This is a genomic window from Asaia sp. VD9 (assembly GCF_037150015.1).
In the GTDB taxonomy this organism is placed as follows: Bacteria; Pseudomonadota; Alphaproteobacteria; order Acetobacterales; family Acetobacteraceae; genus Asaia.
The window spans coordinates 1-24,733 of the sequence record NZ_JBBCQM010000002.1 but is presented as its reverse complement, the minus strand read 5'-3'; the positions used below and the strand labels follow the sequence as shown (position 1 = coordinate 24,733).

General features: G+C 59.4%; 21 protein-coding genes and 1 riboswitch. Of the genes, 13 read left to right on the top strand and 8 right to left on the bottom strand.

Going from position 1 to position 24,733, the window contains the following annotated elements; translation table 11 throughout:
- Window positions 1–2 precede the first annotated feature (2 nt).
- Together cobW and WFJ47_RS02565 are read right to left on the bottom strand one after the other, a co-directional pair.
- Complete coding sequence (gene cobW, locus WFJ47_RS02570; protein ID WP_336760697.1) at window positions 3–1,016, bottom strand: cobalamin biosynthesis protein CobW; 1,014 nt, start codon at window positions 1,014–1,016, stop codon at window positions 3–5.
- On the bottom strand, window positions 1,013–1,621 hold the full coding sequence (locus tag WFJ47_RS02565) for a DUF1636 domain-containing protein (RefSeq protein ID WP_336760695.1): 609 nt from the start codon (window positions 1,619–1,621) through the stop codon (window positions 1,013–1,015). The genes cobW and WFJ47_RS02565 overlap by 4 nt, the downstream gene beginning before the upstream one ends.
- A riboswitch (cobalamin riboswitch) is annotated at window positions 1,585–1,791 on the bottom strand. It overlaps the preceding gene by 37 nt.
- A 118-nt stretch (window positions 1,792–1,909) precedes the next feature.
- On the opposite strand from WFJ47_RS02565, the gene WFJ47_RS02560 reads away from it, so the two are divergent.
- The 10 genes from WFJ47_RS02560 (at window position 1,910) to WFJ47_RS02515 (ending at window position 12,261) form a co-directional block, all read left to right on the top strand.
- Complete coding sequence (locus WFJ47_RS02560; RefSeq protein ID WP_336760694.1) at window positions 1,910–2,626, top strand: response regulator transcription factor; 717 nt, start codon at window positions 1,910–1,912, stop codon at window positions 2,624–2,626.
- Window positions 2,623–4,002: an ATP-binding protein gene (locus tag WFJ47_RS02555; RefSeq protein WP_336760692.1), complete on the top strand. Its 1,380-nt coding sequence runs from the start codon at window positions 2,623–2,625 to the stop codon at window positions 4,000–4,002. Before WFJ47_RS02560 ends, WFJ47_RS02555 begins: the two co-directional genes overlap by 4 nt.
- 133 nt (window positions 4,003–4,135) lie before the next feature.
- Window positions 4,136–4,876, top strand: coding sequence for a DUF3313 family protein (locus WFJ47_RS02550; RefSeq protein WP_336760690.1), 741 nt, complete (start codon window positions 4,136–4,138; stop codon window positions 4,874–4,876).
- Window positions 4,877–4,956: 80 nt separating this feature from the next.
- On the top strand, window positions 4,957–5,106 hold the full coding sequence (locus WFJ47_RS02545; protein ID WP_199751961.1) for a hypothetical protein: 150 nt from the start codon (window positions 4,957–4,959) through the stop codon (window positions 5,104–5,106).
- Between the two features lie 689 nt (window positions 5,107–5,795).
- Entirely contained in the window at window positions 5,796–6,875 is a 1,080-nt protein-coding gene (chvE, locus tag WFJ47_RS02540) for a multiple monosaccharide ABC transporter substrate-binding protein (RefSeq protein ID WP_127103616.1), read from the top strand.
- Between the two features lie 4 nt (window positions 6,876–6,879).
- On the top strand, window positions 6,880–8,481 hold the full coding sequence (gene mmsA / locus WFJ47_RS02535) for a multiple monosaccharide ABC transporter ATP-binding protein (RefSeq protein ID WP_336760688.1): 1,602 nt from the start codon (window positions 6,880–6,882) through the stop codon (window positions 8,479–8,481).
- Window positions 8,482–8,483: 2 nt separating this feature from the next.
- Window positions 8,484–9,740, top strand: coding sequence for a multiple monosaccharide ABC transporter permease (gene mmsB, locus WFJ47_RS02530; protein ID WP_336760686.1), 1,257 nt, complete (start codon window positions 8,484–8,486; stop codon window positions 9,738–9,740).
- 142 nt (window positions 9,741–9,882) lie between these two features.
- Entirely contained in the window at window positions 9,883–10,173 is a 291-nt protein-coding gene (locus tag WFJ47_RS02525; RefSeq protein WP_336760684.1) for a hypothetical protein, read from the top strand.
- 5 nt (window positions 10,174–10,178) lie between these two features.
- Complete coding sequence (locus WFJ47_RS02520) at window positions 10,179–11,363, top strand: glutathionylspermidine synthase family protein (protein WP_336760683.1); 1,185 nt, start codon at window positions 10,179–10,181, stop codon at window positions 11,361–11,363.
- A gap of 523 nt (window positions 11,364–11,886) precedes the next feature.
- The gene (locus WFJ47_RS02515) at window positions 11,887–12,261 is read left to right on the top strand and encodes a hypothetical protein (RefSeq protein WP_336760682.1); all 375 of its coding nucleotides are present in this window, start codon (window positions 11,887–11,889) and stop codon (window positions 12,259–12,261) included.
- Between the two features lie 308 nt (window positions 12,262–12,569).
- On the opposite strand, the gene WFJ47_RS02510 is transcribed toward WFJ47_RS02515, so the two are convergent.
- The gene (locus WFJ47_RS02510; RefSeq protein ID WP_336760681.1) at window positions 12,570–13,445 is read right to left on the bottom strand and encodes a peptidylprolyl isomerase; all 876 of its coding nucleotides are present in this window, start codon (window positions 13,443–13,445) and stop codon (window positions 12,570–12,572) included.
- Between the two features lie 242 nt (window positions 13,446–13,687).
- Between WFJ47_RS02510 and WFJ47_RS02505 the strand changes: the two genes are divergently transcribed.
- Window positions 13,688–14,671, top strand: a complete 984-nt coding sequence (locus tag WFJ47_RS02505; RefSeq protein ID WP_336760679.1) for a hypothetical protein — start codon at window positions 13,688–13,690, stop codon at window positions 14,669–14,671.
- Between the two features lie 148 nt (window positions 14,672–14,819).
- On the opposite strand, the gene WFJ47_RS02500 is transcribed toward WFJ47_RS02505, so the two are convergent.
- The 5 genes from WFJ47_RS02500 to WFJ47_RS02480 all read right to left on the bottom strand — a co-directional run bounded on the left by WFJ47_RS02500 (window position 14,820) and on the right by WFJ47_RS02480 (window position 20,937).
- Window positions 14,820–15,164: a TfoX/Sxy family protein gene (locus WFJ47_RS02500; protein WP_336760677.1), complete on the bottom strand. Its 345-nt coding sequence runs from the start codon at window positions 15,162–15,164 to the stop codon at window positions 14,820–14,822.
- Between the two features lie 95 nt (window positions 15,165–15,259).
- Window positions 15,260–18,415, bottom strand: coding sequence for an error-prone DNA polymerase (locus tag WFJ47_RS02495; RefSeq protein WP_336760675.1), 3,156 nt, complete (start codon window positions 18,413–18,415; stop codon window positions 15,260–15,262).
- A complete protein-coding gene (locus tag WFJ47_RS02490; RefSeq protein ID WP_233582230.1) occupies window positions 18,412–18,678 on the bottom strand; it encodes a hypothetical protein in 267 nt (88 codons plus the stop codon). The genes WFJ47_RS02495 and WFJ47_RS02490 overlap by 4 nt, the downstream gene beginning before the upstream one ends.
- Window positions 18,678–20,261, bottom strand: a complete 1,584-nt coding sequence (locus tag WFJ47_RS02485) for a DUF6504 family protein (RefSeq protein WP_336760673.1) — start codon at window positions 20,259–20,261, stop codon at window positions 18,678–18,680. Before WFJ47_RS02485 ends, WFJ47_RS02490 begins: the two co-directional genes overlap by 1 nt.
- Window positions 20,152–20,937 carry a hypothetical protein gene (locus tag WFJ47_RS02480; RefSeq protein WP_336760672.1) on the bottom strand — a complete coding sequence of 262 codons (786 nt, stop codon included), beginning with the start codon at window positions 20,935–20,937 and terminating at the stop codon, window positions 20,152–20,154. Before WFJ47_RS02480 ends, WFJ47_RS02485 begins: the two co-directional genes overlap by 110 nt.
- Window positions 20,938–21,339: 402 nt before the next feature.
- Here WFJ47_RS02480 and WFJ47_RS02475 point away from each other — a divergent pair, with 402 nt between their 5' ends.
- Both WFJ47_RS02475 and WFJ47_RS02470 read left to right on the top strand, forming a co-directional pair.
- The gene (locus WFJ47_RS02475; RefSeq protein WP_336760670.1) at window positions 21,340–22,011 is read left to right on the top strand and encodes a YetF domain-containing protein; all 672 of its coding nucleotides are present in this window, start codon (window positions 21,340–21,342) and stop codon (window positions 22,009–22,011) included.
- Window positions 22,012–22,149: 138 nt separating this feature from the next.
- The gene (locus tag WFJ47_RS02470; RefSeq protein ID WP_336760668.1) at window positions 22,150–24,315 is read left to right on the top strand and encodes a TonB-dependent siderophore receptor; all 2,166 of its coding nucleotides are present in this window, start codon (window positions 22,150–22,152) and stop codon (window positions 24,313–24,315) included.
- Window positions 24,316–24,733: the final 418 nt, after the last annotated feature.

The window sequence follows — 24,733 nt, the reverse complement described above, 5'->3', positions numbered from 1 at the left end:
GATCAGGCTTCGTCGAAGCTGCGCTGCACCGCCACGGGGTCCAGACCGTGCAGCCCGATCACCACGAGTTGGCCAGGGGACGCCTCGCCCTGTTCGAAGGCATGACGAATACGCGCGCCCACGGCCTGAACGCCCAGACGCAGTCTCTTGCCCGCAATGCGCGCATAGCCCTTCATACGCAGCACGTCATGGGCGCGCGCCACATGCTCCAGCCGTGCGATGAACGCCTCGACACTTTCCTGCTCGCGGAGCGGCAGGACAAAACTGGTGAAATCGTCATGTTCATGCTCATCCGCTCCGTCATGATGCGAAGGGCGCGCAGCGAGATCGTCCTCAGCCGCGGCGGAGAGGCCCAGAATGACGGCAGGATCGACGCGCCCTTCGCGTGCACGGATCAGGCGAACGCGCCGGGATCGCGTGGCGAGCCCGGCCTCGATCGCTGCCAGTTCTGCCTCATCGAGTAGATCAGTCTTGTTGAGTACCACCAGATCGGCGCAATCAAGCTGGTCCTCATAGACTTCCTCGATCGGGTTGTCGTGATCGAGCGAGTCATCCGCCTCGCGCTGGCGCGCGACCGCCTCGGGATCATCGGCGAAACGGCCATCGACTACGGCCGGAGCATCGACCACGGTGATCACGCCATCCACCGTCATGCGCGTGCGCACGCTCGGCCAGCCAAAGGCCTTGAGCAGCGGCTTGGGCAGGGCCAGACCCGAGGTTTCGATCACGATATGCTCGGGCGGTGACGAGCGATCCAGAAGGGCTTCCATAGTCGGGATGAAATCATCCGCCACCGTGCAGCACAGACAGCCATTGGTCAGCTCGACAATATCTTCTTCCGGGCAGTTGGGCAGGCTGCATCCGCGCAATGTCCCGCCATCGATACCCAGCGAACCGAATTCATTGACGACGATGGCGATGCGCCGCCCGTTCGATTTCTCGATGAGATGACGCAGCAACGTGGTCTTTCCGGCGCCGAGAAAGCCGGTGATGATGGTAACGGGTATCTTGCTCATGCGAGGTTTCCGGAAGCTTGTGGGGAGATCGTGCCATCCGCAGGAGAGGCCTTGCCGGGAGCAGCGTCGACCATGGAGGGAAAACGCCCCAGGATAACGTTACCCAAGCTCTCAGGGCGACGCGACGGCATGACCGTACCGGAGGGCGAACGCGCATAGGCCTGTGCATAGAGCAGCAGATCGGGCGCCAGTCCGGGATGAAGACGGCCCAGAAGCCAGGACCATTTCCCCGGCATGGAAAGCGTCGCCGTGCACCCCTGCTGGCAGGCCGCCAGGCAGCGCACCCCCTGAACACGCACGGCAGTTTCCCCTGCCAACGCGGCCAGCGCATCATGCAGGGCCTCGCCTCCGTCACGACAGGTCTGGCAGACATGCAGAACAGGCGTCTCGCCTGGTGAAAGGATCGGTTCGGCCATGGGCCCTCCCGGACCGGGCCCGGCGTCCCGAAAAATCCGGGCGACGGGCAAGAAAGGCGCAAAGTCGATTGCCGGCACGAACCAGCCCGCCCCGACCTGCACCTCTCGGCGCTGGACAGGATCCGTCTCTCTCCGGGCACCCCGCCGGACAGCGAAATCAGCGATATGACGGCAGGTCTCCTGGCTCATGGCACCGGTTTCCCGGAGCCGTCGCCCCCTTCCCGGAGCACACTCCAGTGGGATATGGCGACGGTCTTGCACCATCTACAGTTGCGGGGGCAGCGCGGGACTGGCGCGTCACCGCGCGCACCCGCTTCCCTTTTCACCCCTTGCAGGGCACCGTCGGCCCCTGTCTAGCAGGTTTGCCGAAACCGATGCAAAGCGGCAGAGCGCTGCGCCGATCATCCTGTTTCCATCTTGAAACATCATGTCGACCCCTGACATCATCGGCGCGCCACCCCATGATACGAGTGAGGGATGACCCCCATGCCTCATCTTCTTGTTGTCGATGACGATCAGGACATCCTGACGCTGCTCGGCACGTTCCTGCGCAAGCATCAGCATCGTGTCTCCACCGCGCAGGATGGCGCAGCGATGTTCGCCATTCTCGATACCGAGCCGGTCGATCTCATCATTCTCGACATCATGCTGCAGCATGAAGACGGCTTCAGCCTGTGCCAACGCCTGCGTGCCACGTCCCGCGTGCCGGTCATCATGCTCTCCGCCATGGCCGACCACACGGATCGGGTGGTGGGGCTGGAAATCGGCGCCGATGATTATCTGACCAAACCCTTCGACCAGCGCGAATTGCTCGCCAGGGTGAAAGCCGTGCTGCGCCGCAGCAATGCTGTGGACGACCCGGCGCCCTCCCTGCGCCCCAGCCTGCGTTTCGGAAGCTGGGTTCTGGATGTCACAAGACGCGAATTGCGCGCCTCCGATTCCTCACTGGTTCCCCTCTCAGGTGGCGAATTCGACCTGCTGCTTTCCTTTGCCGAGCATCCACAGCGTGTGCTGACACGCGACCAGCTCATGGATATGGCGCGCGGCCCCGACCATGCCGCATTCGATCGCAGCATCGACGTGCAGGTGAGCCGCCTGCGCGCCAAGCTGGAGGAAGACCCCAGAAATCCGACCTTGATCCGTACCGTGCGCAATGGGGGCTATCTGTTCGCCTCCGCGGTAAAACGCTCATGACGCGACGCTTTCTCATGCAGGACACGATATCGCGCCGCCTGATCGTGACCGTCGCTCTGGCGGCGGCGGTGACATTGCTTCTGCTCGAACTCTTTGTGGCCTTTGGCGGTCAATGGACAAAGCCCGATATAGAGGCCACGGGCATGGTGCGCGAGGTGGCGTCTGTCATTCGCATGACCGGCGCCGCGCCAGCAGAACACCGTCCCGCCCTGCTTCAGGCAGCCAATACGACCGAACTGCATTTCGCCTGGTATGCCCCACACTCTCCCCTCGCCCTCGCCCTGGAGCACGGCCATTACCGGGCGATGGAGGTAGGCGAATCCTGGCATTTTCTTAGCCCGCATCTGGGGCATCGGCCACGCCATATGGCCGTATTCCAGGAAGATAATCCGGTCTCGTTACTCCCTGGACTGCCGTATGACCGCTCTGTTTTTCACGATGCGTATTTTGCCGGGGTTCAGCTCGATGACGGAAGCTGGATCCTGTGCGTGGCCTTGCAGAGATTTTGGGGGCTCTATGCCTTTCAGCGTCTTTGCCTCGAAGGCGCCATGCTCGCCCTCTGGATCATTGCCGTTTCGCTCATCGCATCGCGTCAGCTCTCGCGTCCGATCGAACATCTGGCTCATGGCGTACGTCAGATCGCCGGCAAGCCTGCCTCGGCACACCTCCCCGAAACCGGCCCGCGTGAAATCCGCCTCGTTGCAGAGACGATCAACGCCCTTCAGGCCCAGATCGCGAAATTCGTGGCGGATCGGACGACCATGCTGGCCGCGATCTCCCATGATCTGCGCACGCCCCTCACCCGCATCCGCTTGCGCGGCGAATTCATCGACTGCACGGAGCAGCAGAGACTACTGTTTCGCGATGTCGACGAAATGCAGATCATGATCGATGGCGCGCTCTCCTTCTTTCGCGAAGATGCCGCGCGCGAGGAAAGCACGGCCTTCGATCTCTCTGGCCTGCTTCAGACGATCGCCTATGACTATGCCGATCAGGGGCATGATGTACGCTACGACAATCCGGGGCGTATCGGCTATCGAGGGCCAATCCATGCGTTGAAACGCGTTTTCTCCAATCTGGTGGAAAATGCCATCAAATATGCCACGCCACCCCACATCACCCTGACACATGAGGCCGAGGGCGCGCTGGTCGTCACGATCATCGATGACGGGCCCGGTATTCCGCCCGAAGCCCTGGATGCTGTTTTCGAACCTTATTTCCGACTGGATAAATCGCGCAACCGTCAGACAGGCGGCGTGGGGCTGGGCCTGACCTCGGCACGCACCATCATGCGCGCGCATGGCGGGGATATCATGATGCAGAACCGCCCCCAAGGTGGACTCTGCGTACAGGTTTTTCTTCCCGCCAGCCCATGAATCGTCAATTGTTTCAGCGTGGGAATATGCAGGACATCAAGCAGCAAGAACCGGCCGTCAGAACAGGGTAAGCCTGCGGCCCCGGGAAGATTCGATACAGGGCCGCTCCCCGAAAGATGGAGACGCCCAGTTCATGACCTGCCTTGCCCTTTCCCGACGTCACTCCCCTCATGCCCCGCTTTTCTGGCGCCGATTGATCCTGCCACTCACCATTTCCAGCATGGGTGCCCTGACCGCCTGCGCGGGACAGGGTACGACGAGAACAGGTTTCATCGCTCCCGAAACCTACGGCATGATGGTTCACCCCAAAGGACATAGCGATGATCTGGTCTATGCCGCCCCCGTTTCACCTGAGGAACAGTATCATTACGTGATGATTGATCACGCGCAGTGGCACCCCTCTGCCAAGGCTCCCCATCTGACCCCCAAGGCAGAAGCGCGCGTGACACAGGCCTTCGATGAGGAACTGCACAAGACGCTTGCCAAAGACTTCACGATCCTGCCGCCAGAGACACTCTCTCCTCCTCCCGGCACGCTGAGAATCCAAGCAGCAATCACCAATTTGCGCCGCAGCAAATGGTACTACAACGCCTTGCCCATCGTTGCCGGCTTTGCTGCAGGCGCGGCAGGCGGCGGCCTGCCGCCTATTCCACCCCCCGCACCGGGTGGCGCAAGCGAGGAGCTGATTGCCCTCGATGCATCGAACGGCAGGACGCTGATGGCCATCGCAACCTATAATAACGGCATGCCCTGGAACATGATGGGACAATGGCTGCCCTATGCCCATGCACGACGCGCCTTTCATCTCGCGGCGGTGCTGATGGACGAGCAACTGCACCAGACGGGCATCGCCCCGCCCCCCATTCCCGGCTGAAGAACCCGGCTATCCCCGAGCTCGAACACGCATACCCAGTCCGATCCCCCCCTGTTACGCCCATCGAAGGAGGAGAAACCATGCATCCGCTACGCCTAGCCATCAGACGCCACTGGCCTCTCCTGGGCCTGGTACTCAGTCGGGATACGCTGACGCTTCTCGAAACGCTCATCCCGGCCACTCTGGCGCGCCTCGCCCAATGGAGCGACAGTCTGGGACGTCGTATTTAGGCCCGCAGGAAGCCGCAGAGGAAGCGAAGCGCCATGACTGGATGTTGATACCGGGCCAGCCGGGCGTCAGCACCCAATGCCGGTCGGATCACCCCTGTCTGTGGCCCGTGCGACGGAGCGTTCTGAATACCCCCACCCTCTTTGGGACAGGATCCGTCTGTCAAACCCACGCATCGCATGTCTTTGGTGCCCTCCTCTGTTCCAAGCCTTCCCAACGCGGGCAGAAGGGAACGCGTCGGATCAGCGCACCGGCGCAAAACGGAAAAGGGGAACCTGGAGCCGGGCAAGGTTGCGCATCGGCCGCCTTGGCTCGCCGGACCTTGTCCTGCCCAGCGCCCCGAAATCGGAGTTAGGGCCGCTCCATGGAACGCGTGCAGGCGCGCGCCATGATCGCATCGTGACAGATCGTTTTCACGATCCCGTGAAGCGTTAATTCTGTTATTTCTAACATCGTAATGATATGATTATATCATGCAATGTTACGACGCGCTATGTCGATCCGTCGGAACATCCTCTGTTTCTCTGGACGCTCACCCCCACAAGGCACCTTTCCGGACAGCGCTCTCCGCATCTCCTCATAGGCGCCCAGTTATCGTTAATTCCCCCCGGGCCCCGCCCACATCATGTCGTTGCCCAGTCGCCGAACGCCGTTTACCCGCGCCGCCGACTGCATTTTGGACAGTCACACCATGAGCAGAATCAGTATTGGTCTCGCCTCTTTTGCGCTGGTCACGACGGCCCTATTTGGCCCCCTTGCCACAGCCTCGGCCACGGCGGAGGACAAGCCCGTTGTCGGTATCGCCATGCCCACGAAATCATCCGCGCGCTGGATTGCCGACGGCAACAATATTGTCAAAACCCTTCAATCGCGCGGTTATCGGACAGATCTGCAATATGCCGATGACGACGTGCCCAATCAGGTTTCGCAAATCGAGAACATGGTCGCCAAAGGTGACAAGGTGCTGGTGATCGCTGCCATCGACGGCACCACGCTCTCTGACACGCTGCACAAGGCTGCGCAGCGCGGGGTCAAGGTCATTGCTTATGACCGTCTCATCCGCAATTCACCCGACGTCAGCAATTATGCGACATTCGACAATTTCCAGGTCGGCGTGCTTCAGGCGAGTTCCCTGGTCAAGGCGCTTGGCCTGCCCGACGCCAAGGGACCATTCAATATCGAGCTTTTTGGCGGCTCACCGGACGATAACAACGCCTATTTCTTCTTCAATGGCGCCATGTCAGTCCTCAAGCCCTATCTGGATAGCGGCAAACTGGTGATCCCTTCTGGCCAGAAGACCATGGACAAGGTCTCGACCCTGCGCTGGGACGGCGCCACCGCACAGTCGCGCATGGATAATCTGCTGAGCGCCTATTACACCGACCGTCATCTCGACGCCGTGCTCTCCCCTTATGACGGCATCTCCATTGGCATCATCTCCTCGCTCAAGGGCGTGGGCTATGGAAGCGGTGATACCAAAATCGCCTATGTCAGCGGACAGGATTGCGAAATTCCTTCCGTCAAATCTATCCTTGCGGGCGACCAGTACTCCTCGATCTTCAAGGACACGCGTAAGCTGGCCGGCGTGACCGCCGACATGGTGGACGCCATGCTGGCGGGCAAGACGGTGCCGGTCAACGATACCAAGAGCTACAATAACGGTGTCAAGGTGGTGCCCGCCTATCTTCTGACGCCCGTCGTAGTCACTAAAGCCAATATCCGTCCGACCCTGATCGATAGCGGCTATTACACCGCAAGCCAGATCGAGTAGCGCCATGAGCCCCATTCTTGAAATGCGGGACATCGCCAAGCGTTTCGGTCCCGTAAAGGCCCTGAGCGATGTCAGTTTTTCGGTCGAGCCCGGCGAAATTCATGCTCTTTGCGGTGAGAACGGCGCAGGCAAATCGACCCTGATGAAAATCCTGAGCGGGGTCTACCCCGCCGGGAGCTATGACGGGCAGATCGTTTTCGATGGCGAGGAGCGCCGCTTTGCCGATATCAACGGCTCCGAGGCGCTCGGCATCATCATCATCCACCAGGAACTGGCGCTCATCCCGCTGCTTTCGGTGCAAGAGAATATCTTCATCACCCACCCGCCAGGGCGCTTCGGTGTGATCGACCGCGACGTGGCGCGGGTTCGAGCACGGGATCTGATGCGTCAGGTCGGGCTGACAGAGGCCCCCGAGACGCTTGTTACCCATTTGGGCGTGGCCAAGCAGCAGCTCGTCGAGATCGCCAAGGCCCTCTCGAAAAAGGTACGTCTGCTCATTCTGGACGAACCGACAGCCAGTCTGAACGAGCGCGACAGCGCGGCGCTGCTCGATCTGCTCCTTGCGTTCAAGGCCGAGGGGCTGTCGTCCATTCTCATCTCGCACAAGCTGAACGAGATCTCCCGTGTCGCAGATCGTATCACCGTGCTGCGTGACGGACGCAGTGTCGGCACGATTGATTGCCGCAACGGTCCCGCAGATGAAGACGAAATCATCCGCCTGATGGTCAATCGCGATCTGGAACACCGCTACCCGCCCCATACGCCACGGATCGGCGAAATGCTGATGGAAGTGCATGACTGGTCAGCCTGGCACCCGCTTCATGCTGACCGCCAGGTGATACGCAATCTCGATTTCCACGTCCGCGCAGGCGAGATCGTGGGCATTGCCGGCCTCATGGGTGCAGGGCGCACAGAGTTTGCCATGAGCCTGTTCGGGCGCTCCTTCGGCACACGCATATCGGGCGAGGTCACCATGCGCGGCAAGACCGTCGATGTCTCGACCGTCAGCCGCGCCATCGCGGCTGGGCTCGCCTATGTCACCGAGGATCGCAAGGAACTCGGACTGCATCTGAGCAACGAGATACGCCATAACATCTCCCTCGCCGAGCTACGCGGCATTGCCCGTCATGGCGTGATCGACGAGATCGCCGAGCTGCGTATCGCGCAGGATTACCGCGCCAAGATGCGCATACGCTCGCCGGATGTGCAGCAGATGGCGGGCAAGTTGTCAGGTGGCAATCAGCAGAAAGTGGTGCTGTCCAAATGGCTCTTCACCAATCCAGACGTGCTCATTCTGGACGAACCCACGCGCGGCATCGATGTGGGGGCCAAATACGAGATCTATGCCCTGATCCAGCAAATGGCCGATAGCGGTCGCGGCTGCGTGGTCATCTCATCCGAAATGCCCGAGTTGCTCGGTATCTGTGACCGTATCTGCGTGATGAATGAGGGGCGTTTCGTAGGCGAGTTCACCCGCGAAGAGGCCAGTCAGGAAAAGATCATGCGCGCCATCGTGCGCAGCACAACCGAGTCCATGCCCATTTCCACCATCCCGAGCGAAACAGCCAACCTCGCTGTGTCCTCACTTGCTGCGGAAGCATCATGACCATGAGCGAGCATATCCTTCTCCCCGGCAACCCGCTTTCTCCTGCGGGTGACACCAGCCCAACGGGTGGAGCGCCGGGCGGCCAAAAGCTGGGCAACAGCGCGATGGGGCGGTTTATACGCAACAATCTGCGCGAATACGGGATGTTCATTTCGCTGGTCGCGATCGGTCTGTTTTTCGAGATCATGACCAATGGCACATTGCTGCGCCCCCTCAACCTGACCAATCTGGTGCTCCAGAACAGCTATATCGTCATCATGGCGCTGGGCATGTTGCTGGTGATCATCTCGGGTCATATCGATTTGTCGGTCGGATCCGTCGCCGGGTTTACCGGAGCCGTGGCAGCTGTGCTGATGGTGCAGTGGCACTGCAATGTGGTGGTGACCACTCTAACCTGCCTTGCCACCGGGGCACTGATCGGTGCAGCGCAGGGCTACTGGATCGCCTATTTCAAGATCCCTTCCTTTATCGTGACTCTTGCGGGCATGCTGGTGTTCAAGGGGCTGGCGCTGGCCCTGCTGGGCGGACAATCCCTTGGGCCGTTCTCTACCGTATTCCAGAAGCTTTCATCCGGCTTCATACCTGAATTTCTGCCCAAGATTGGCCCCTACAACCCGACCTCGCTGATTCTGGGCGTCATCGTTGCTGCGGCGATGGTGGTTGGTGCGGCACGTGCCCGCGCGCGCTACCAGCGCAACGAAATAGATGTCGAGCCCATGCCCCTCTTCATCGGCAAGAATATCGCGGTGTTCGGGATCATCGTCTATCTGGCGACCCTGGTTTCCGGCTATCGCGGTCTGCCCAACGTGCTGATCATCATGGCCATGCTGATCGCGCTCTACAGCTTCGTGACCAGCCGCACCACGCTGGGAAGGCAGATTTATGCGGTGGGCGGCAATGTACGCGCAGCGGCGCTTTCAGGCATACGCACCGAACGCCTCACCTTCCTGACCTTTGTGAACATGGGCGTCCTCGCTGCCCTTGGCGGCCTGATTTTCGCGGCCCGCCTGAACACGGCCACACCCAAGGCGGGACTCGGCTTCGAACTCGATGTAATTGCCGCATGCTTCATCGGCGGCGCTTCGGCCTATGGCGGTGTGGGCCGGGTTGGCGGGGCCGTGATCGGCGCCATGATCATGGGCCTCATGAATAACGGCATGTCGATCCTGGGTATCGGCATCGACTACCAGCAGGTGCTCAAGGGGCTGGTGCTTCTGGGTGCTGTTTGCGTGGATGTCTATAACCAGCGCAGAGCCTGACCAATACGCGCCTTTTGGCACCGGCAGGTTACCGTGTGATGCCTCAGGTTTTACCTGAATGTCTCAAACGGTCGCTTGCCATACCTTCCCTGCCTCCGGTCTCCACGCTAGGTTAAGAGCCAGTGTATTCCGTCATCGGAGAATGAAAGGCAGGACGGTGGAGCGTTTGGGCGTGGGCCTTTTCATGATCGCTGCGGGGCTGATGATCATCTTTCCCCGCATCAATCCGATCGGCTTTTTCGCCGCCAACGATGAATCCTGCTCCCATGACCGTGACGGCGCCTCGTCCCAGCAGGAATGCGACAAGGGCAACGGGCCTGCTGCTGGCGGCGTAGGCAGAGCCCGCGAGAATATGCCCGCCGAAGAAGTGCGATCCGCTGGCAATGCTGGTTTCGGTGAAAGTGCTTCTGCCCATGTCTCGGGTGGCGAATAGCCACCATGGTCCTCCTGCGCCGCGTCAGGATACGCCCGCGCCCGGACTGGACAGACCAGGCCGAACATCTGGGATACACCTATTATCGCAATGATGATGGCAGCAATGCCTGGCGCGAGGATGTTCGATACGAATTTGATCATGCTGCGCTCAGCCTCATCGCGAAAACGGCGGAAACACTGCACCGTCTTTGCCTGGAACTGCTCGCTGATATCATCCCGCGTCCCGGCGGTCTGGACGCATTTCATATTCCGCGCGCGGCGCAGGATGTGGTGAGAGATTCATGGTATCGCGGCGACCCGTTCCTCCTCGGCAGGTTCGATCTCGCGTGGGGCGATGGGCAGCCGAAGCTGATCGAATATAATGCCGATACGCCGGCAACCTTGCCGGAGAGCACGCTTATGCAGACGGCATGGCATGTAGAATGCGGCGATACCCATGCGCAGGCACCTCTGGACTCCGCCGCGATCGTGGACAGGCTGACTGCCCTTTATAAGGGGGGGCATCTCGACCGCATCGTCCATATCGTTCCTTATCCGGACAATCTCGAGGATATTGTCCATGCACGGTTCTATGAACGCTGGGTTGCTCAGGCGGGTCTGGAGCCCATTCACTGCGCGTTGCGGGATCTTGAGATCTCCACCGGAGGGCAGCTTCTGTACCAGGGGGTGATCGTGCGCAGCATGATCCGCATGTATCCATGGGAACTCATGTTCAGAGACGAAGGGGTTCGCCACCTACGCTCCTGCAAATGTCATTTCCTGAACCCACCCTGGACCTCTTTGCTCTCCAACAAGGCGCTCCTTCCTGCCATGTGGGAACGTTTTCCCGGCCATCCCAATCTGCTCGAGGCGTCCACAAGCCCCGACCGTCTCAGGGTCGTCCCCCCGGACTTTGTAGTCGAGAAGCCAATTCATGCCCGCGGAGGTGAGAATATCCGTATCCTCGACAGCAGCGGCGTTCTCCATGCGGAGGGGGGGAGCTATGGCGACTATCCGAAGATATATCAGAAATTCGCCGATCATCGGATTGATGGCGTTACCGCCTCGATCGGTGCCTGGATCATCGGCAAGCGTTTCGGAGGGGTAACCATGCGTGAGAGCGCAGACACTGTCATCCGGCACAGTTCACCGATCGTGCCGCATATCGTTCTCAAGCGCGCGGGGCTGGCAAAGTTTTTCGGTGCCTGAAGAGTGCGTCAAAGCAGAAAACGGGGATGTGAGCAAAGCCCCCTCGGTCCGGGCGCGAAACGACATCACCATGGATCGCATTGATAGACTGCGTGAGGCAAACGACGCGCATTCCGTATCCAATACGAACAGATTTCCTATTTGCGAGATTCAACCCGAACCCAACGCCCAATATTCTGGCTCGACGACACGTTCATACTGTTGCATTCGGGAATCACGGGAGATGCGTTGGCGCTCGACCTGAGTCGCTGCAGCAGGGGCGATGTCTTGACCTCTTCTCGAACATCTCCTCCATAAGTGCTTTTGATCAAACTGATCTTTCTCAAACCATAATAGTCTTCGAGACGAAGCCCTATGTCACCATCCTGGCAAAGCCAGAGCTGGTTACTGCTCTGAAAACCAATAAGAATAGTGAGCGAGACATTCATGAACACCCACCGTAGCTGGACTTTGATCGCCGCTGCCTGTTGCAGTCTTCTGGCCGCGCTGATGCATCTGGATTGGCCCCAGCTGGTACCGCACCATGGGTGCCGGCGAAACCATTGCCCGGATGGCTGCCGCCGGTGATTCGTACCCGACGGTAATCACCTTGATAATCGCCACGATACTGACAGTCTGGGGCGCTTACGCCCTTTCAGGCGCGGGTGTGCTGCCAGCGCTACCGTTCTTGCGACCCGCGCTTTGCGCCATCACAGCCTTCTATCTTTTACGCGGCGTCGCATTCGCGCCTATGCAACTCTGGTTTCCCGGCTGGAGCGCGCATTTCTGGCTATGGAGCTCCTCTATCTGCTTCATCATCGGTGTTCTCCATCTTGCAGGCTTGCACCAGATATGGAGCAGGCTCAGAACTTCAGGTTCACGGGTTGATCATGATGCTACCGCCGGGACCGATGGCTAAAAAAGCCCGACCAACTATCTGTCCCATAATGGATCAAACAATATTCTGCCCCAGGGGAGAACGAGAAGCGCCTCGAGCATGAACGCCATCTGACAGGCGGATCACAGCGCTCCGTTTGGGCCTCTCTCCCTACTCGGACTCTCTGCCCGCGCCCTCTTTCATCATCGCTCTTCCCCACCGCTCTATCGTCTGAGAGTGTTTGGTCAGAGGCCACAACTCTCCCCCCATATCAGCGAAAATTGCGGGCGGTCATGTAAGCCCTCTTCGCGTGACATCCTCTGTCGCCCCTTCCCTTCGAAAGGTAGGGCTTATTTTTTCTCCCGCGCCGGAACGGGTACATTACAGAGCGCAACCCCTTTTGCCGGGCGGACGAAAAAAGGGTCATGCCGTGCGGCACGAGCCGCCATATAAGCGTGAAAAGACGGGCTGTCCGTGCGCATGACCTGCATGGTCGGCCGCAGGGATGCGGGAAGATCGGCGGCAAGCGTCACGCCTGAAATCGTCACGTTCTGACGTGAATCAGTATAAAATCCGAGCGGCCCGGTGCCGCGTGGCAGCGCGCCCAGACGCTCCATGCCTTCAAGCACGCGCCCGATAACCGCGAGGTTACGATCGAGTTGACGCGGGGCCTCACCGTTGACCACATAGAGCTCACGTCCGTCTCCCGTATCGGGGGGCATGTCCCGACCGACACCGACCACGCCATAGCACTGAGCTGGCCAGATTTGCCCGCCCTCCCGGCCGACCAACCAGCCTGAGGCAATGCCAGATTGTGCGGCATAAGGGTCCGGATAGGGCAGCGCCATATAATCAAGTCCGGCAAGGGGGCGCTCATATTCTGCGCCCGGATGCGCAACAAATCCGTTGGGTAAAGGTGCCGCCTCATCGCGTACGCGCCATTGCACCACATAATTATCCTGCACACGAATGATGGCGCCCTGGTCCCACTGATGGGACTGGGCAAGACGCACGACATTGGCCACATGCACAGGGGCAAATTCAGGCGCGAGTTCGATCACGACCCGCCCGCCATCGGCCAGCTTCATGACCAGGAGACGCTCCGGCGCGACATCACGCCAGGCAGCATTCGGTGCCTGGGCGACAATTTCAGCCGGACTTGGCGCGGCTGCGGCAGCCGCCAGGCTAGGAAAAAGAAGGATCAGAGCAGGCAAGGTAAGGCGCATGTCATGACATTGCGCTCACAGGGCAATCCTGCACAAGACCTTGCAAACACAGACCATGTTCGAAATTCCTGCCCTGAGCGTTACTATTTTGCGCCTGAATGGCGGACCAGAGCCTCTCACCTCGAAGGGAGGCTGATTTTTCTTGCTCAGGCTTTGATCCACTCACTAACCTCAGCGATCTTGTGCAGCATATCCCAACGGAATTCCCGTATCAGCCTCCCAGGAAAGGCCCCGTCGAGCCCATGAAGAAAAAACGTGCCGCCCTCACCGCGTGGCTGCTGATTTTCTACTCTTCACAACAGGCTCGATCTGCCGAGATTACCATTCCGACAGTGTATGAGGCGGGGCATTTCTTCGCAGTGCCTGTCACCGCCCAGGGTCAGACCCTTCGCTTTGTTGTGGATACAGGAGGGGGAGGTGGAGCGGGCTTGATGTTGATCACACCAGAAGCTGCCGAGAAAATCCATGCTCCCACTTATCGCTGCGACGATGTTGCTACAGGCCGGATGATCATGAAATGGCCGGAATTCACGGACGCAGCGGGGTTACCTCACCCGCCGTTGCAGACACCCTGCAATGCCATGGCTCTTGTTGTACCCATCAAGACAGGCAGGTTCGTCGAAGATGGCATAATCGGCGGAGGGTATCTGCCCCAGTTCCGCGCCTGGCATTTCAATTATCCTGATAGGCGCCTCTCGGTTGAAGATGCCGACTGGAAAATACCGTATGGGAAAACAGTTATCCCGCTGGGATTTCCGAAAAATGCGCAGGGAATAAATACTGGCCCATTCCCGAGCGTCGAGATGCAAGTCGACGGACATACCATTGCCATGCTGCTCGATACAGGAGCCACTGCCATGCAGACTGCGGCGGGCTTGAAGGCGACCGGTGCCCCTCAGATGCATGGGCAAGGAACGACTTCATACATCACAACAAGCGTCATGAACGCATGGCACAAGATGCATCCGGACTGGCCCATTGTCGTGAATGGTGACAGCTTGATGCCTGCACGGTTGATTGAGGTCCCACAGATAAAGTTCGGCCCCTACCCCATCAGTCACGTGTGGTTCACCGAACGACCGGATGGAAATTTCGGCATGCATGGCGTGGGGCAGTATATGGATCGTGAAATTCAGGGTGCTTTAGGCGCAAATGTCCTGAGCCATTTCGATATGGTCATCGATTATCGTCACGATTGCCTTGTTTTTTTAAGCAAGCCGATTTGAGGAAAGTAAGGCCACCATCACCAAGCACGCATCACCACCGGGCCAAAAACCCGATGAAAATCACGCCCCATAGACCGCGCCAATACCGAGCCCTGGAGGCGTCAGATCCTTTTCTAGACGCCACCTGAAGAGCCCATGCCTCCTTCCCCTATCGACGCGGCTTTCTGGCAGGCAGACCGATGACAGAGCGCGCTACCCAGATTTTCAGCTCATCAGGGCGCGTATGCAGAGACTCCGGCACAACGACATAGGTCTTGCTGGGAGCGCTTTCAGGCTCATAACGCAGGGCACATGCACAGGGGAGTGCCAGAAGGGCCTCACGATCCTTGCCGCTCATCTTCAAAGCCAGACCGATATCAGAGAGGGAGGCAAAAACCTTGCCGCCCGCATAGCCCATGATCCCGCCGAACATGGGCTTGAAGGACAAATCAAATTCCGCCAGCTCCGGGATCATCAGTATTGTCTGCAGATTTGCAGGATCATAAATCGTCATATCACCCCATCCCTAACATTTTTTCTTTTGAATAAGTAAAGTAACAAAAAAAGATATTGGGATCTTCTTGTAAATTTTACAAATATGCATGCGTTTTAATGGAAATCGCGGGCCTTTAACCGCGGTGATACCGATCCCTCCTCTGCCTCAGACACGGCAATAGAACGCATCAGAGGTGTCAGATCCTCCAGACGCTGCATCACCACGTGAATGACCTCTCCTTCACGCTGGAGCATACCATGACAGGCCACCGCATTGACGCCAATCACGATGCGACGCTGGGCTTCGGCGCGGTCTTTCCAGATGATGATGTTGGCTGTGCCGGTCTCATCCTCCAGCGTCATGAACATCACGCCATGGGCCGTTCCAGGACGCTGTCGCATGAGCACCAGACCTGGTACCACCACGCGACTCCCATCGCGCAACCGACGCAGATCGGCGCAGGTAACCATGCCACGCGCGGAAAATCGGGGACGCAGAAAAGCCATCGGGTGCTGGCGCAGGGTCAGGCCGAGCGTGTTGTAGTCTTCCACGACTTCACGGCCTTCGCTCATGGGGCGGGGCGTATAATCGGGTTCGATCATTTCGGGCCCGGGTCTGTTGAGCTTGCGATCGGCCGCGGCAAAAAGCGGCAGAACCGTATCGGCTAGCCCCTTGATGGCCCAGAGTGCCGCCCGACGATCAAGGTCGAGGCTGCGAAAGACATCGGCAGCCGCCAGCGCTTCGAGCGCGGAAACAGGAATATTCGCGCGACGCCAGACATCATCGAGGGATTCATAGGCTGGAAAGCGATTGGCGATCAGTTTCGCCGCATGCTCGTTCGAGAGGCCTTTCACAAAGCGAAATCCCAGACGAACGGCCAGTGTCGGCCTGCCCCGGTCAGGCTCAAGCGCACAATCCCAGCGCGAGGCATTGATGTCTATGGCATGTACGGTTACCCCATGTTCGCGCGCATCGCGCACTACCTGGGCTGGGGCGTAAAAACCCATGGGCTGCGAGTTGAGCAGGGCCGTACAAAAGACATCGGGATGATGGCATTTCAGATAGTTAGAGACATAGGCCACAAGTGCGAAACTGGCGGCATGGCTCTCGGGAAAGCCATAGGACCCGAAGCCCTCAAGCTGGCGGAAGGTGCGCTCGGCAAACTCGCGGTCATAATGATTGGCGACCATCCCCTCGATCAGCTTTGTCCGAAAATGCGACACTCCACCGGTAAATTTAAAGGTCGCCATGGAGCGGCGCAGCTGATCGGCCTCACCTGGGGTGAACCCGGCGCAGGCGATGGCCACCTGCATGGCCTGTTCCTGAAAAAGGGGCACGCCCAGCGTCTTGCCAAGAATCTGCTCGAGTTCCGGCTTGGGATAATCCGGTAGTTCGACACCGTCACGACGACGCAGATAGGGATGCACCATATCGCCCTGAATAGGACCAGGGCGCACGATGGCTACCTGAATGACCAGATCATAAAAGGTCTTCGGCTTGAGGCGCGGCAGCATGGACATCTGGGCGCGGCTCTCGATCTGGAACGTACCCAACGTATCGGCACGACGGATCATGGCGTAGGTGGCGGGATCTTCAGGCGGCACCGAGGCCATGTCGAGCTGACGGATGCGATGCTGGGCCAGCAGCTCGAAACCACGGCGCAGACAGCCCAGCATGCCGAGACCCAGAACATCGACCTTCATGAATTTGAGAATATCGATATCGTCCTTGTCCCAGACGATGATCTGGCGGTCTTCCTTGGCAGCAGGCTGAATGGGCACGAGTTCGTCCAGCCGGTCGCGCGTCAGCACGAAACCACCCGGATGCGTGCCGAGCTGGCGCGGTATGCCCACAAGCTCGGCAGCCACACGCAGGGTCAGGGCCAGACGCCTGTCCGACAGATTGAGATTCAGCTCTGCCGCGCGCGCCTTGAGTTGCTCGGGGTCTCCCAGAGAAGAGGCGAGATATTTCGAGAGCAGACCCAGAAGATCCTCGCTCAGCCCCAGCACCTTGCCTGTTTCACGTAGGGCGCCCTTGGGACGATAACGCATGAGTGTAGCGCAAAGCGCCGAATGGCTGCGGCCATAGCGGCGATAGATCCATTGGATGATCTCATCACGCCGGTCGCTTTCGAAATCGACATCGATATCGGGCGGCTCGCGACGCTCTGCGGAAATGAACCGCTCGAACAGGAGCCCAGAGCGTACCGGATCGATAGCCGTGATGCCCAGCACGTAACAAATGGCGGAATTAGCAGCCGAACCCCGCCCCTGACAAACGATCTCAAGCGCACGCGCCTGATGCACGATGCTGTGAACAGTCAGGAAATAGGGCGCGTAATCGAGCGAACCTATGAGCGCGAGTTCATGGGCGATCTGTTTTCTGACCGCCTCGCTCGCTCCGGCCGGATAGCGCCGTGGCAAGGCGTCGCGCACGAGCCGGGCCAGAGTCTGCTGCGGGGTTTCGTCCGGCCGGTCGGTCTCCTGCGGATATTGATAACAAAGATCCTCCATCGAGAAGCGACAATGCGCCTCGATCTCGGCCACGCGCCCAAGGGCTTCGGGAAAGGCTTCATAGAGCTGCGCCAGAGAAACTGGCGTTTTGAGTGCGCGGTCAGCGTGAATTTCGCGCTGTCCGCCCAATGTCTCCAATGTGCAGTTCTCGCGGATAGCCGTCACGACATCCTGCAACACATGGCAGCGCGCCTCATGATAGAGCACGTCCCCCGTGACCACGGCTGCCACGTTGCAGGCAGTCGCCAGTATCTCCAGCTCCCGCAGCCGCAGCAGATCACCGGGCGCACTGCGATATGCCAGCCCGCAATAGACAGGCTGACCAAGGGCAGCCCTCATACGGGCAAGATGGCGGAGTTGCTGCTGCGCCTGCGCATCCGGCTGATCGGGCAGCAGGACCAGAACCAGATTCTGTGCCCCCTGGAGCAGATCGTCCCAGCCAAGCGAGAAAATCTCACGCGCACCCCGTCGATGCCCGAGTGTCAGCAGGCGACAGAGCGCCCCCCATCCTACCCGATCGACCGGATAGGCCAGAAGCGTCGATCCATCGAGCAGATCAAGTCGACACCCGGGCAAGAGCCGCACGCCGCTTTGCCGCGCCGCATCATGCGCACGCACCATGCCCGCCACGGAATGACGATCAGTCAAAGCCAGCGCCCTGTGACCCTGCGCATGGGCAACGGAAAACAGGTCATACGGGGAACTGACGCCACGCAAAAAGGAATAATAGGAGGTCACATGGAGCGGGGTCGTCATGCCCCCTTCCCTCCTGACGAATCATGGGGATGATGGTGCCCGCTCGTATCATGCGCCACGGTATCGGCACGCTTCATGAGCACAAAACCACAGCGCGCCAGATGCGCCACCAGGCGCTCGGCCACGAGGGTTGCCATGAGTTCATCAGCATCATGCACGCGGCGGCGGCCGTCAAAACGCAGCGCATGGGTCAGAGCATCGGCTATTTCCCGTGGCTCGGCGGGACGCATGAGCGACAGGAGGAAAGCGAGATCCTGCGTCATCAAAACACCCCATGGACGAACCAGGCGCCGTCGCCCGACCACGGATGCTGACCGTCACCCCGGCGAAAAAGCCAGAAACGGTCTCCTTCTTCTGTTTCCACAATCCAGTAATCGCGTATGGCCCCGGCCTGAACAGGATGCTGCCACCAGGCCCCATGCAACCGCTCCGGTCCGTCTGCCCCGCGGACACGCAGCATCTGCCCCTGCCAGACAAAACGCCTTGGGCTGTCATCCTCGGCCAGGGCGGGCGGCGCAATGGCACAAGGCGCGGCAAAAAGGCGGACAGGACGCGGCCAAAGGCGAGGAAAACCGTCCTGGGCCGTGCCGGACCAGGAGGAAGCCGGTGTTCTGGAAACAGTCGGAAGACGCGCCAATCTGACGACAGGCTTCTGGGCCTCTTCTGGAAAAGGACTATCCGTTGCTGCCAGATGGTAGATCCCCCGCAATCCCGGCCTGTTGCGCAGACGCTCCGCCAGTTCGACCAGCATGGCCGGCATCTGTTGCTCCTCCGGGTCGGTGAGAGCAGAGGGATTCAGGGCGGGGGTTTCATCTGCGGGCTGGCGAGGCTCCGCATGATCGACATGCAGGCTCATCACTTCAATGCCAAAGCCCGGATCGATCGTTTCAATACGTTCCTGAAACAGACGACTCAGACGCGACGGGTCACTGACTGGCTCCGAGGTTCCCACACGAATGGCCTGGGTCACGTCATCCACGCGCTGACAGAGCAGATCGAGCCTGCGTGCCCCCAGCCCCATTTTCTGCAACAGGGCTGCCATGTCATCGCACAGAACCGTCACGACATGGAGCAGGCTTTCGGCTGTGCCAATCGGCTCCAGCAGAGCACGTTTCACGTGCAGCGCTGCGACAGGCCGATCGAAACACAGCGCCTCCTTCTCCTGCCCCAGCGCCTGATCGAGCCGGAACAGAGGCTCCATGCCAAAACGCCGCGTCAGCGAGGCGCGTGGCACGGCGCGCAGATCTGATACGCGCGTAATCCCCATAAGACTGAGCCCCGCCTGTATCTCAGGGGTCAGACGCAGGGCGGCAACGGGTAGTCCGGCCAGAGCCAGAGCACTCTCTCCCGGCGGAACGCAAGTCAGTTGCTGATCCCCATGACGCGCCAGAGCATGAGCGGCCCCTGCAGTATCGGCCAGAGCCGCACGCATGTCGTGGCCGCGCTCGGCCAGACGATCTCTCAGAGCCTCCAGCATGCGCGCCTCGCCGCCGAAAAGATGCGCGCATCCTGTGCTGTCGATCCAGAGCCCTTCAGGTGGATCGGCTGCCACAAGTGGGGAAAAGCATCGGCACCATTCGGCCAGCTTCTGCAAGCCACGTGCATCGCGCTCAGGTGTGACGGGATGCGTGGCCAGATCAGGTACAAGGCTGCGCGCCATGGCGAGAAACTGCCCTTTTTGCACCCCAGACTCCAAAGCGGCCCGATTGACCGCCACGATCTTGCGGCTCTGGCCATCACGCCCATACAGCGCCAGCGGCAAGGCCGGGTCGCTGTGGGGATGGGCCTTGTGCCAGAGCGTCGTGTGCCAGTGCGGCAGCCAGAGGGAGAGCAGACGGCGCGGCATGATCTGTACCGATCCTCCAGAACAGGGCCTCGCCCCCGCGACGACGCAGCAAGGACAAGGAAAAGGCTTCGGCAAAAGGCAGCAGGGCACGACGCCCAAGAAAGACAGGATCAGAAGGCGCCGCACCTACGCGCCAGCGTGTCCAGCACGCATTGGGGGAGAGCGGCCGGTCATGCCGATGCAGCACGAAGCCGGTTGCTGCGGAATTCTCGGCCGCCAGATGCAAACGGCGCGAGGCCGTCAGGGAAAGAGGCTCGATGAGATCGGCCACCACGGCCGTGATGCCACGCGTACGCAGCACATCTTCCATGGTGCCCACCAGACGCATGGGCTCTGCCTCAACACAAAGCAGACGCCCGGAATCCAGACCGGCGGCTTCCAGACCGGCCAGGGTCAACGCCCCCTGCCCCGATGCCGCAGGAACGATCCAGATGACCGGCCCCGTCGCCCGCGCCAGGACGCGAGCAATGAAATAGGTCGGCCTGGCACAGAGCACGCGATCATGCCCCGCTCCCAGAAATTCATGCACGACGCCACGACGCAATCCGCCCCTGAGCGCGGCATCCACCGGCGGAAGCCCCGTTTCCAGGTAAAGCGCGGCAAAATTCTTCTGATAACGCTGCTCTATCCGTGCCACGCTGTCGCGCAGCAAAGCCATGCCTGCCTTGTTCTTCATGACTGGAGCCTCCTTTCGATTCTGGCCGTATCATACGAACAAAACAGGAACAACCATCTTGGTTGCATGGCATCGGGACGCGGTATCGTGAGGCGCCGCCAAGACGCCTCCGGTTGTTTTTCAGAATCAGACAGTTGGATGCCCTTATGTCAGGCGGGATGCTTTCGAACTGTCAGCCACTTTTTTCAGGAAGCGTTGAAATCGCAACGTGCCCTGGCGCGCCTTAAGGCAATTCTGCCCCTGACCGCGACGCGCAAGGCAGAACACATACGCACCGGAGTCCCGCCAGATGCCCCTGCCTCGCTCAGGTCAGGAGGGAGGAAAGGCGTCCGATCCCAAGCAACCTCTCCCCCATAGAGGGGTTGATCCTTCAAAGAGGCAAAAAACAAGGACAGGAAACGCGTGATCACCCTCTATCTCTGGGTTATTCTCAAGCTGGTGATCGGCTTTTCGCTGATCATTTCCTATCTGAACATCACAGGACGCAACCAGATTGCCATGATGTCGGCGGTCGATCTGGTCGGCAATTTCATTCTGGGCGGGGTCGTGGGGGGCATTCTCTATAACGACAAGCTACCCATCCTGCATTACATCGCCCTGCTGATCCTGTGCATCCTGCTCATGGCGCTATTCAATTACCTCTCGCGCAAGATCCCCGATCTGCGCAAACGCACCATTGGCGAGCCGATCACCCTCATTCGAGACGGACGCTTCCTGATCGAGAATTTCGAGGAAAATGCGAGCCGCATCGATCTCAAGGATGTGGCGACCGCGCTGCGCATGCAAAACATCTTCAGCTTCGACAATATCGATTTCGCCCAGATCGAAACGACAGGCCATGTCAGCGTGATCATGAAAGACGACGCCAAGAAACCGTCACGCTTTCTGGTGCATCGCGGCGATATTCTGGAGGAGGAACTCAAGAGCCTCGGACGCGACGAAACATGGCTCAGAGGGGAATTGCGGGCGCTCGGCCTGCAGAAACTCGAAGAGGTTTTTCTGGCGGAATGGGTTGGGGACCACATGCTCGTCGTCCTGATGGATGGCACAACCCATAGCCGGATTGCACCCTGAGAACCTGCTGGCGCAAACCATCCCTATGGCTGCGCCTGTTTTCGTTGACAGCACGGAAGGGAGTACCTATTCAGCCCTGAATTGCAAATGACATTCGTTCTCAATTGAGAAAATGTCCCTGCCTCTTTCCGGACCCTGATGACCCGCTCCTTTCGTACCCTGCTCTGCCTTTCCTCCATCATTGCCTTCTCGCATCATTACACAATGCGGGCAGTGGCCCAGACGCTTCCTCCAGCCGGGAGGAAACCGGCCTCTCCGTCTGTGCCCCATCAGCAAGACCGACATGAAATCATCCGGGTCAAGGCACAACGTGCGGCCTTTCTTCCCCATGCCAGCAGCGCGGCGACAAAAACCAGTACGCCGCTCGATCTGACACCCCAGGCCATAACAGTCATTACACAGGAGCGCATGAATACCCTCAATGCACGCTCGCTGTCAGAGGCCATACGCTATACGGCAGGTGTTTCCGATTACGGCTCCAAGGACGATCCACGCGGCTATTTCGGCACGATCCGCGGTTTTTCGCCAGACATCTATCTGGATGGCACCCGTACGCCTGATGCCAGCACCTCTCAATCCTTCAGCATCGAACCCTGGGGACTGGAAGAAATGGACGTGCTGCGTGGCGCGTCCTCAGCACTGTATGGCTCGGGTCAACTTGGCGGGCTGATCAATGCCGTCAGCAAACGGCCACGCGCGGATCAGACCAACGAGCTAGCCCTTCAGACAGGCTCCTATGGACGTATTCAGGGCGCAGCCGATCTGGGAGGCGCCCTGAGCGCCAGCAAATCCGTGCTCTGGCGCTTGAACGGTCTGATCCGCAAATCCGATACCTATGCCAGGAACATCAAGAATAACGAGATCTATGTCGCGCCCAGTCTGAGCTGGAGGCCCGATGACAAGACGGTGTTGACGCTGATCAGTTCTTTCGAGCAGCTCGATGCCGGATCAACCGCACAATTCCTGCCGGCAATCGGCACGGTTCTCCCGTCGCGCTATGGCCAGTTACCGCGCAATTTCCTGAGCAGCGATGCCGATTACGACGTTTATTCCAAGCGTCAGGCTGCAATAGGCTATGCGATCACCCGCCACCTCCTGCCCAACTGGACGCTCACACAAAACATGCGTTACGCGCATCTGGACGTGGAATACCGCTTTGTGACCACGGCCTCGCTTTCTGCCGACCAGAAAAGCCTGAACCGTACCGCCCTGCGTCAGGAAGGCAATTATAACAATGTCACACTCGATACGCGCTCCGATCTGGCGTTCCATACCGGTGGCATTCGTCATGAATTGCTGAATGGTGTGGATTTCAGAAGCGATTTTCTAGCCAATCGGCGGGGGCAGCGCGCAGCACCGGCACTCTCCCTGTATGCCCCCGTCTATCGGGCGATTACCTGGCCCAGCTACGGCACCTATTCCAGCACCAATGAGACAGAGACCGATACCGGGCTGTACATCCAGGATCAGGCCAATTGGAAGCGCTGGTATCTGACCCTTTCGGGGCGTGGCGATTTCACCGAGAGTCTGATCGTCGATAATCTGGGCAAGGGTCGGACACCCCAGTCCAATAACGCCTTCACCGGGCGTGTCGGCCTGCTCTATGCCTCAACGATCGGGCTCAACCCCTATGTCTCCTACGCGACCTCATTCCAGCCGCAGGTCGGTACGACCTTCGACAACACGCCCTTCATCCCCACGACCGGAAAACAGATTGAGGTTGGGCTCAAATACCATCCTGTGCATGCCCTGCACTGGGTCGAAAATTTCATGCTCACAGCTGACCTGTTCAATCTGGTCCAGAATAATGTCCTGACCGCAGATCCGAATAATACCGCTTTCAGCGTTCAGACAGGCCAGCAGCGTACGCGTGGTTTCGAGTTCGAAGGGATGGGGCGTCTGCCCTATCGGCTCGATTTCGTTGCGAGTTTCACCTATCAGGACCCGCGTATCACAAAGTCCAATACGGCGAGCCAGGTTGGACAGCGCCCGGTTGCCATCCCTTCCCATATGGCCTCGCTATTCCTCAAGCGCGACTTTGCCCTGACGCAGAAAATCCAGGCCGGGCTGGGGTCAGGAATGCGCTACACAGGCAATACGGCAGGCTCTCTGCCTCTCACTTTCTCGGTTCCGTCGCAACTCGTCTGGGATCTGCAGGCCCATCTGGACTACGGACGCTCGCGCATCCAGTTCAATGGCACCAATATTGCCAATCGCAAATATGTAGCGACATGTACCCGCAATATCGCCTGTGCCTGGGCTCCCGGGCGCGCGGTCTTCGTCACACTCTCTCAGCGCTGGTAAGAGGGACGCTGAGGTTAGAAGAACAATGCTGCGTTTTTGCTTACCGGGTCTGGCGCGGCCTTCTTCCTCACATCCTGGCGTGATGTGAGGCAGGCCGCTCATATCGCGAGGTGCGTGACAGGTTCCCTCGAGATCAGGCGAACAGGTCTCTTATCCGCAGCGCGAATATGGGTCTCTCGTGCATCCGACACGCTCATACGGCTTCGTTATGTCGAGTATTGTGGCGCAATTCCCACCTTGGGCCAGTCAGAAAGCTGGTTCTCATCTTTCTGAGATCCATATAGCCTAAGGCATTGCATGACCTAATGGACGCCTGAGCATACATCGAGCCTATGGCGGTTCCTTGCCTTAGCGGCGCACTCCTGACGTGTTTCTCTTTTTTTTGCTGTGTCTTAGCCCTGATCCAGGCAGGGGTGGG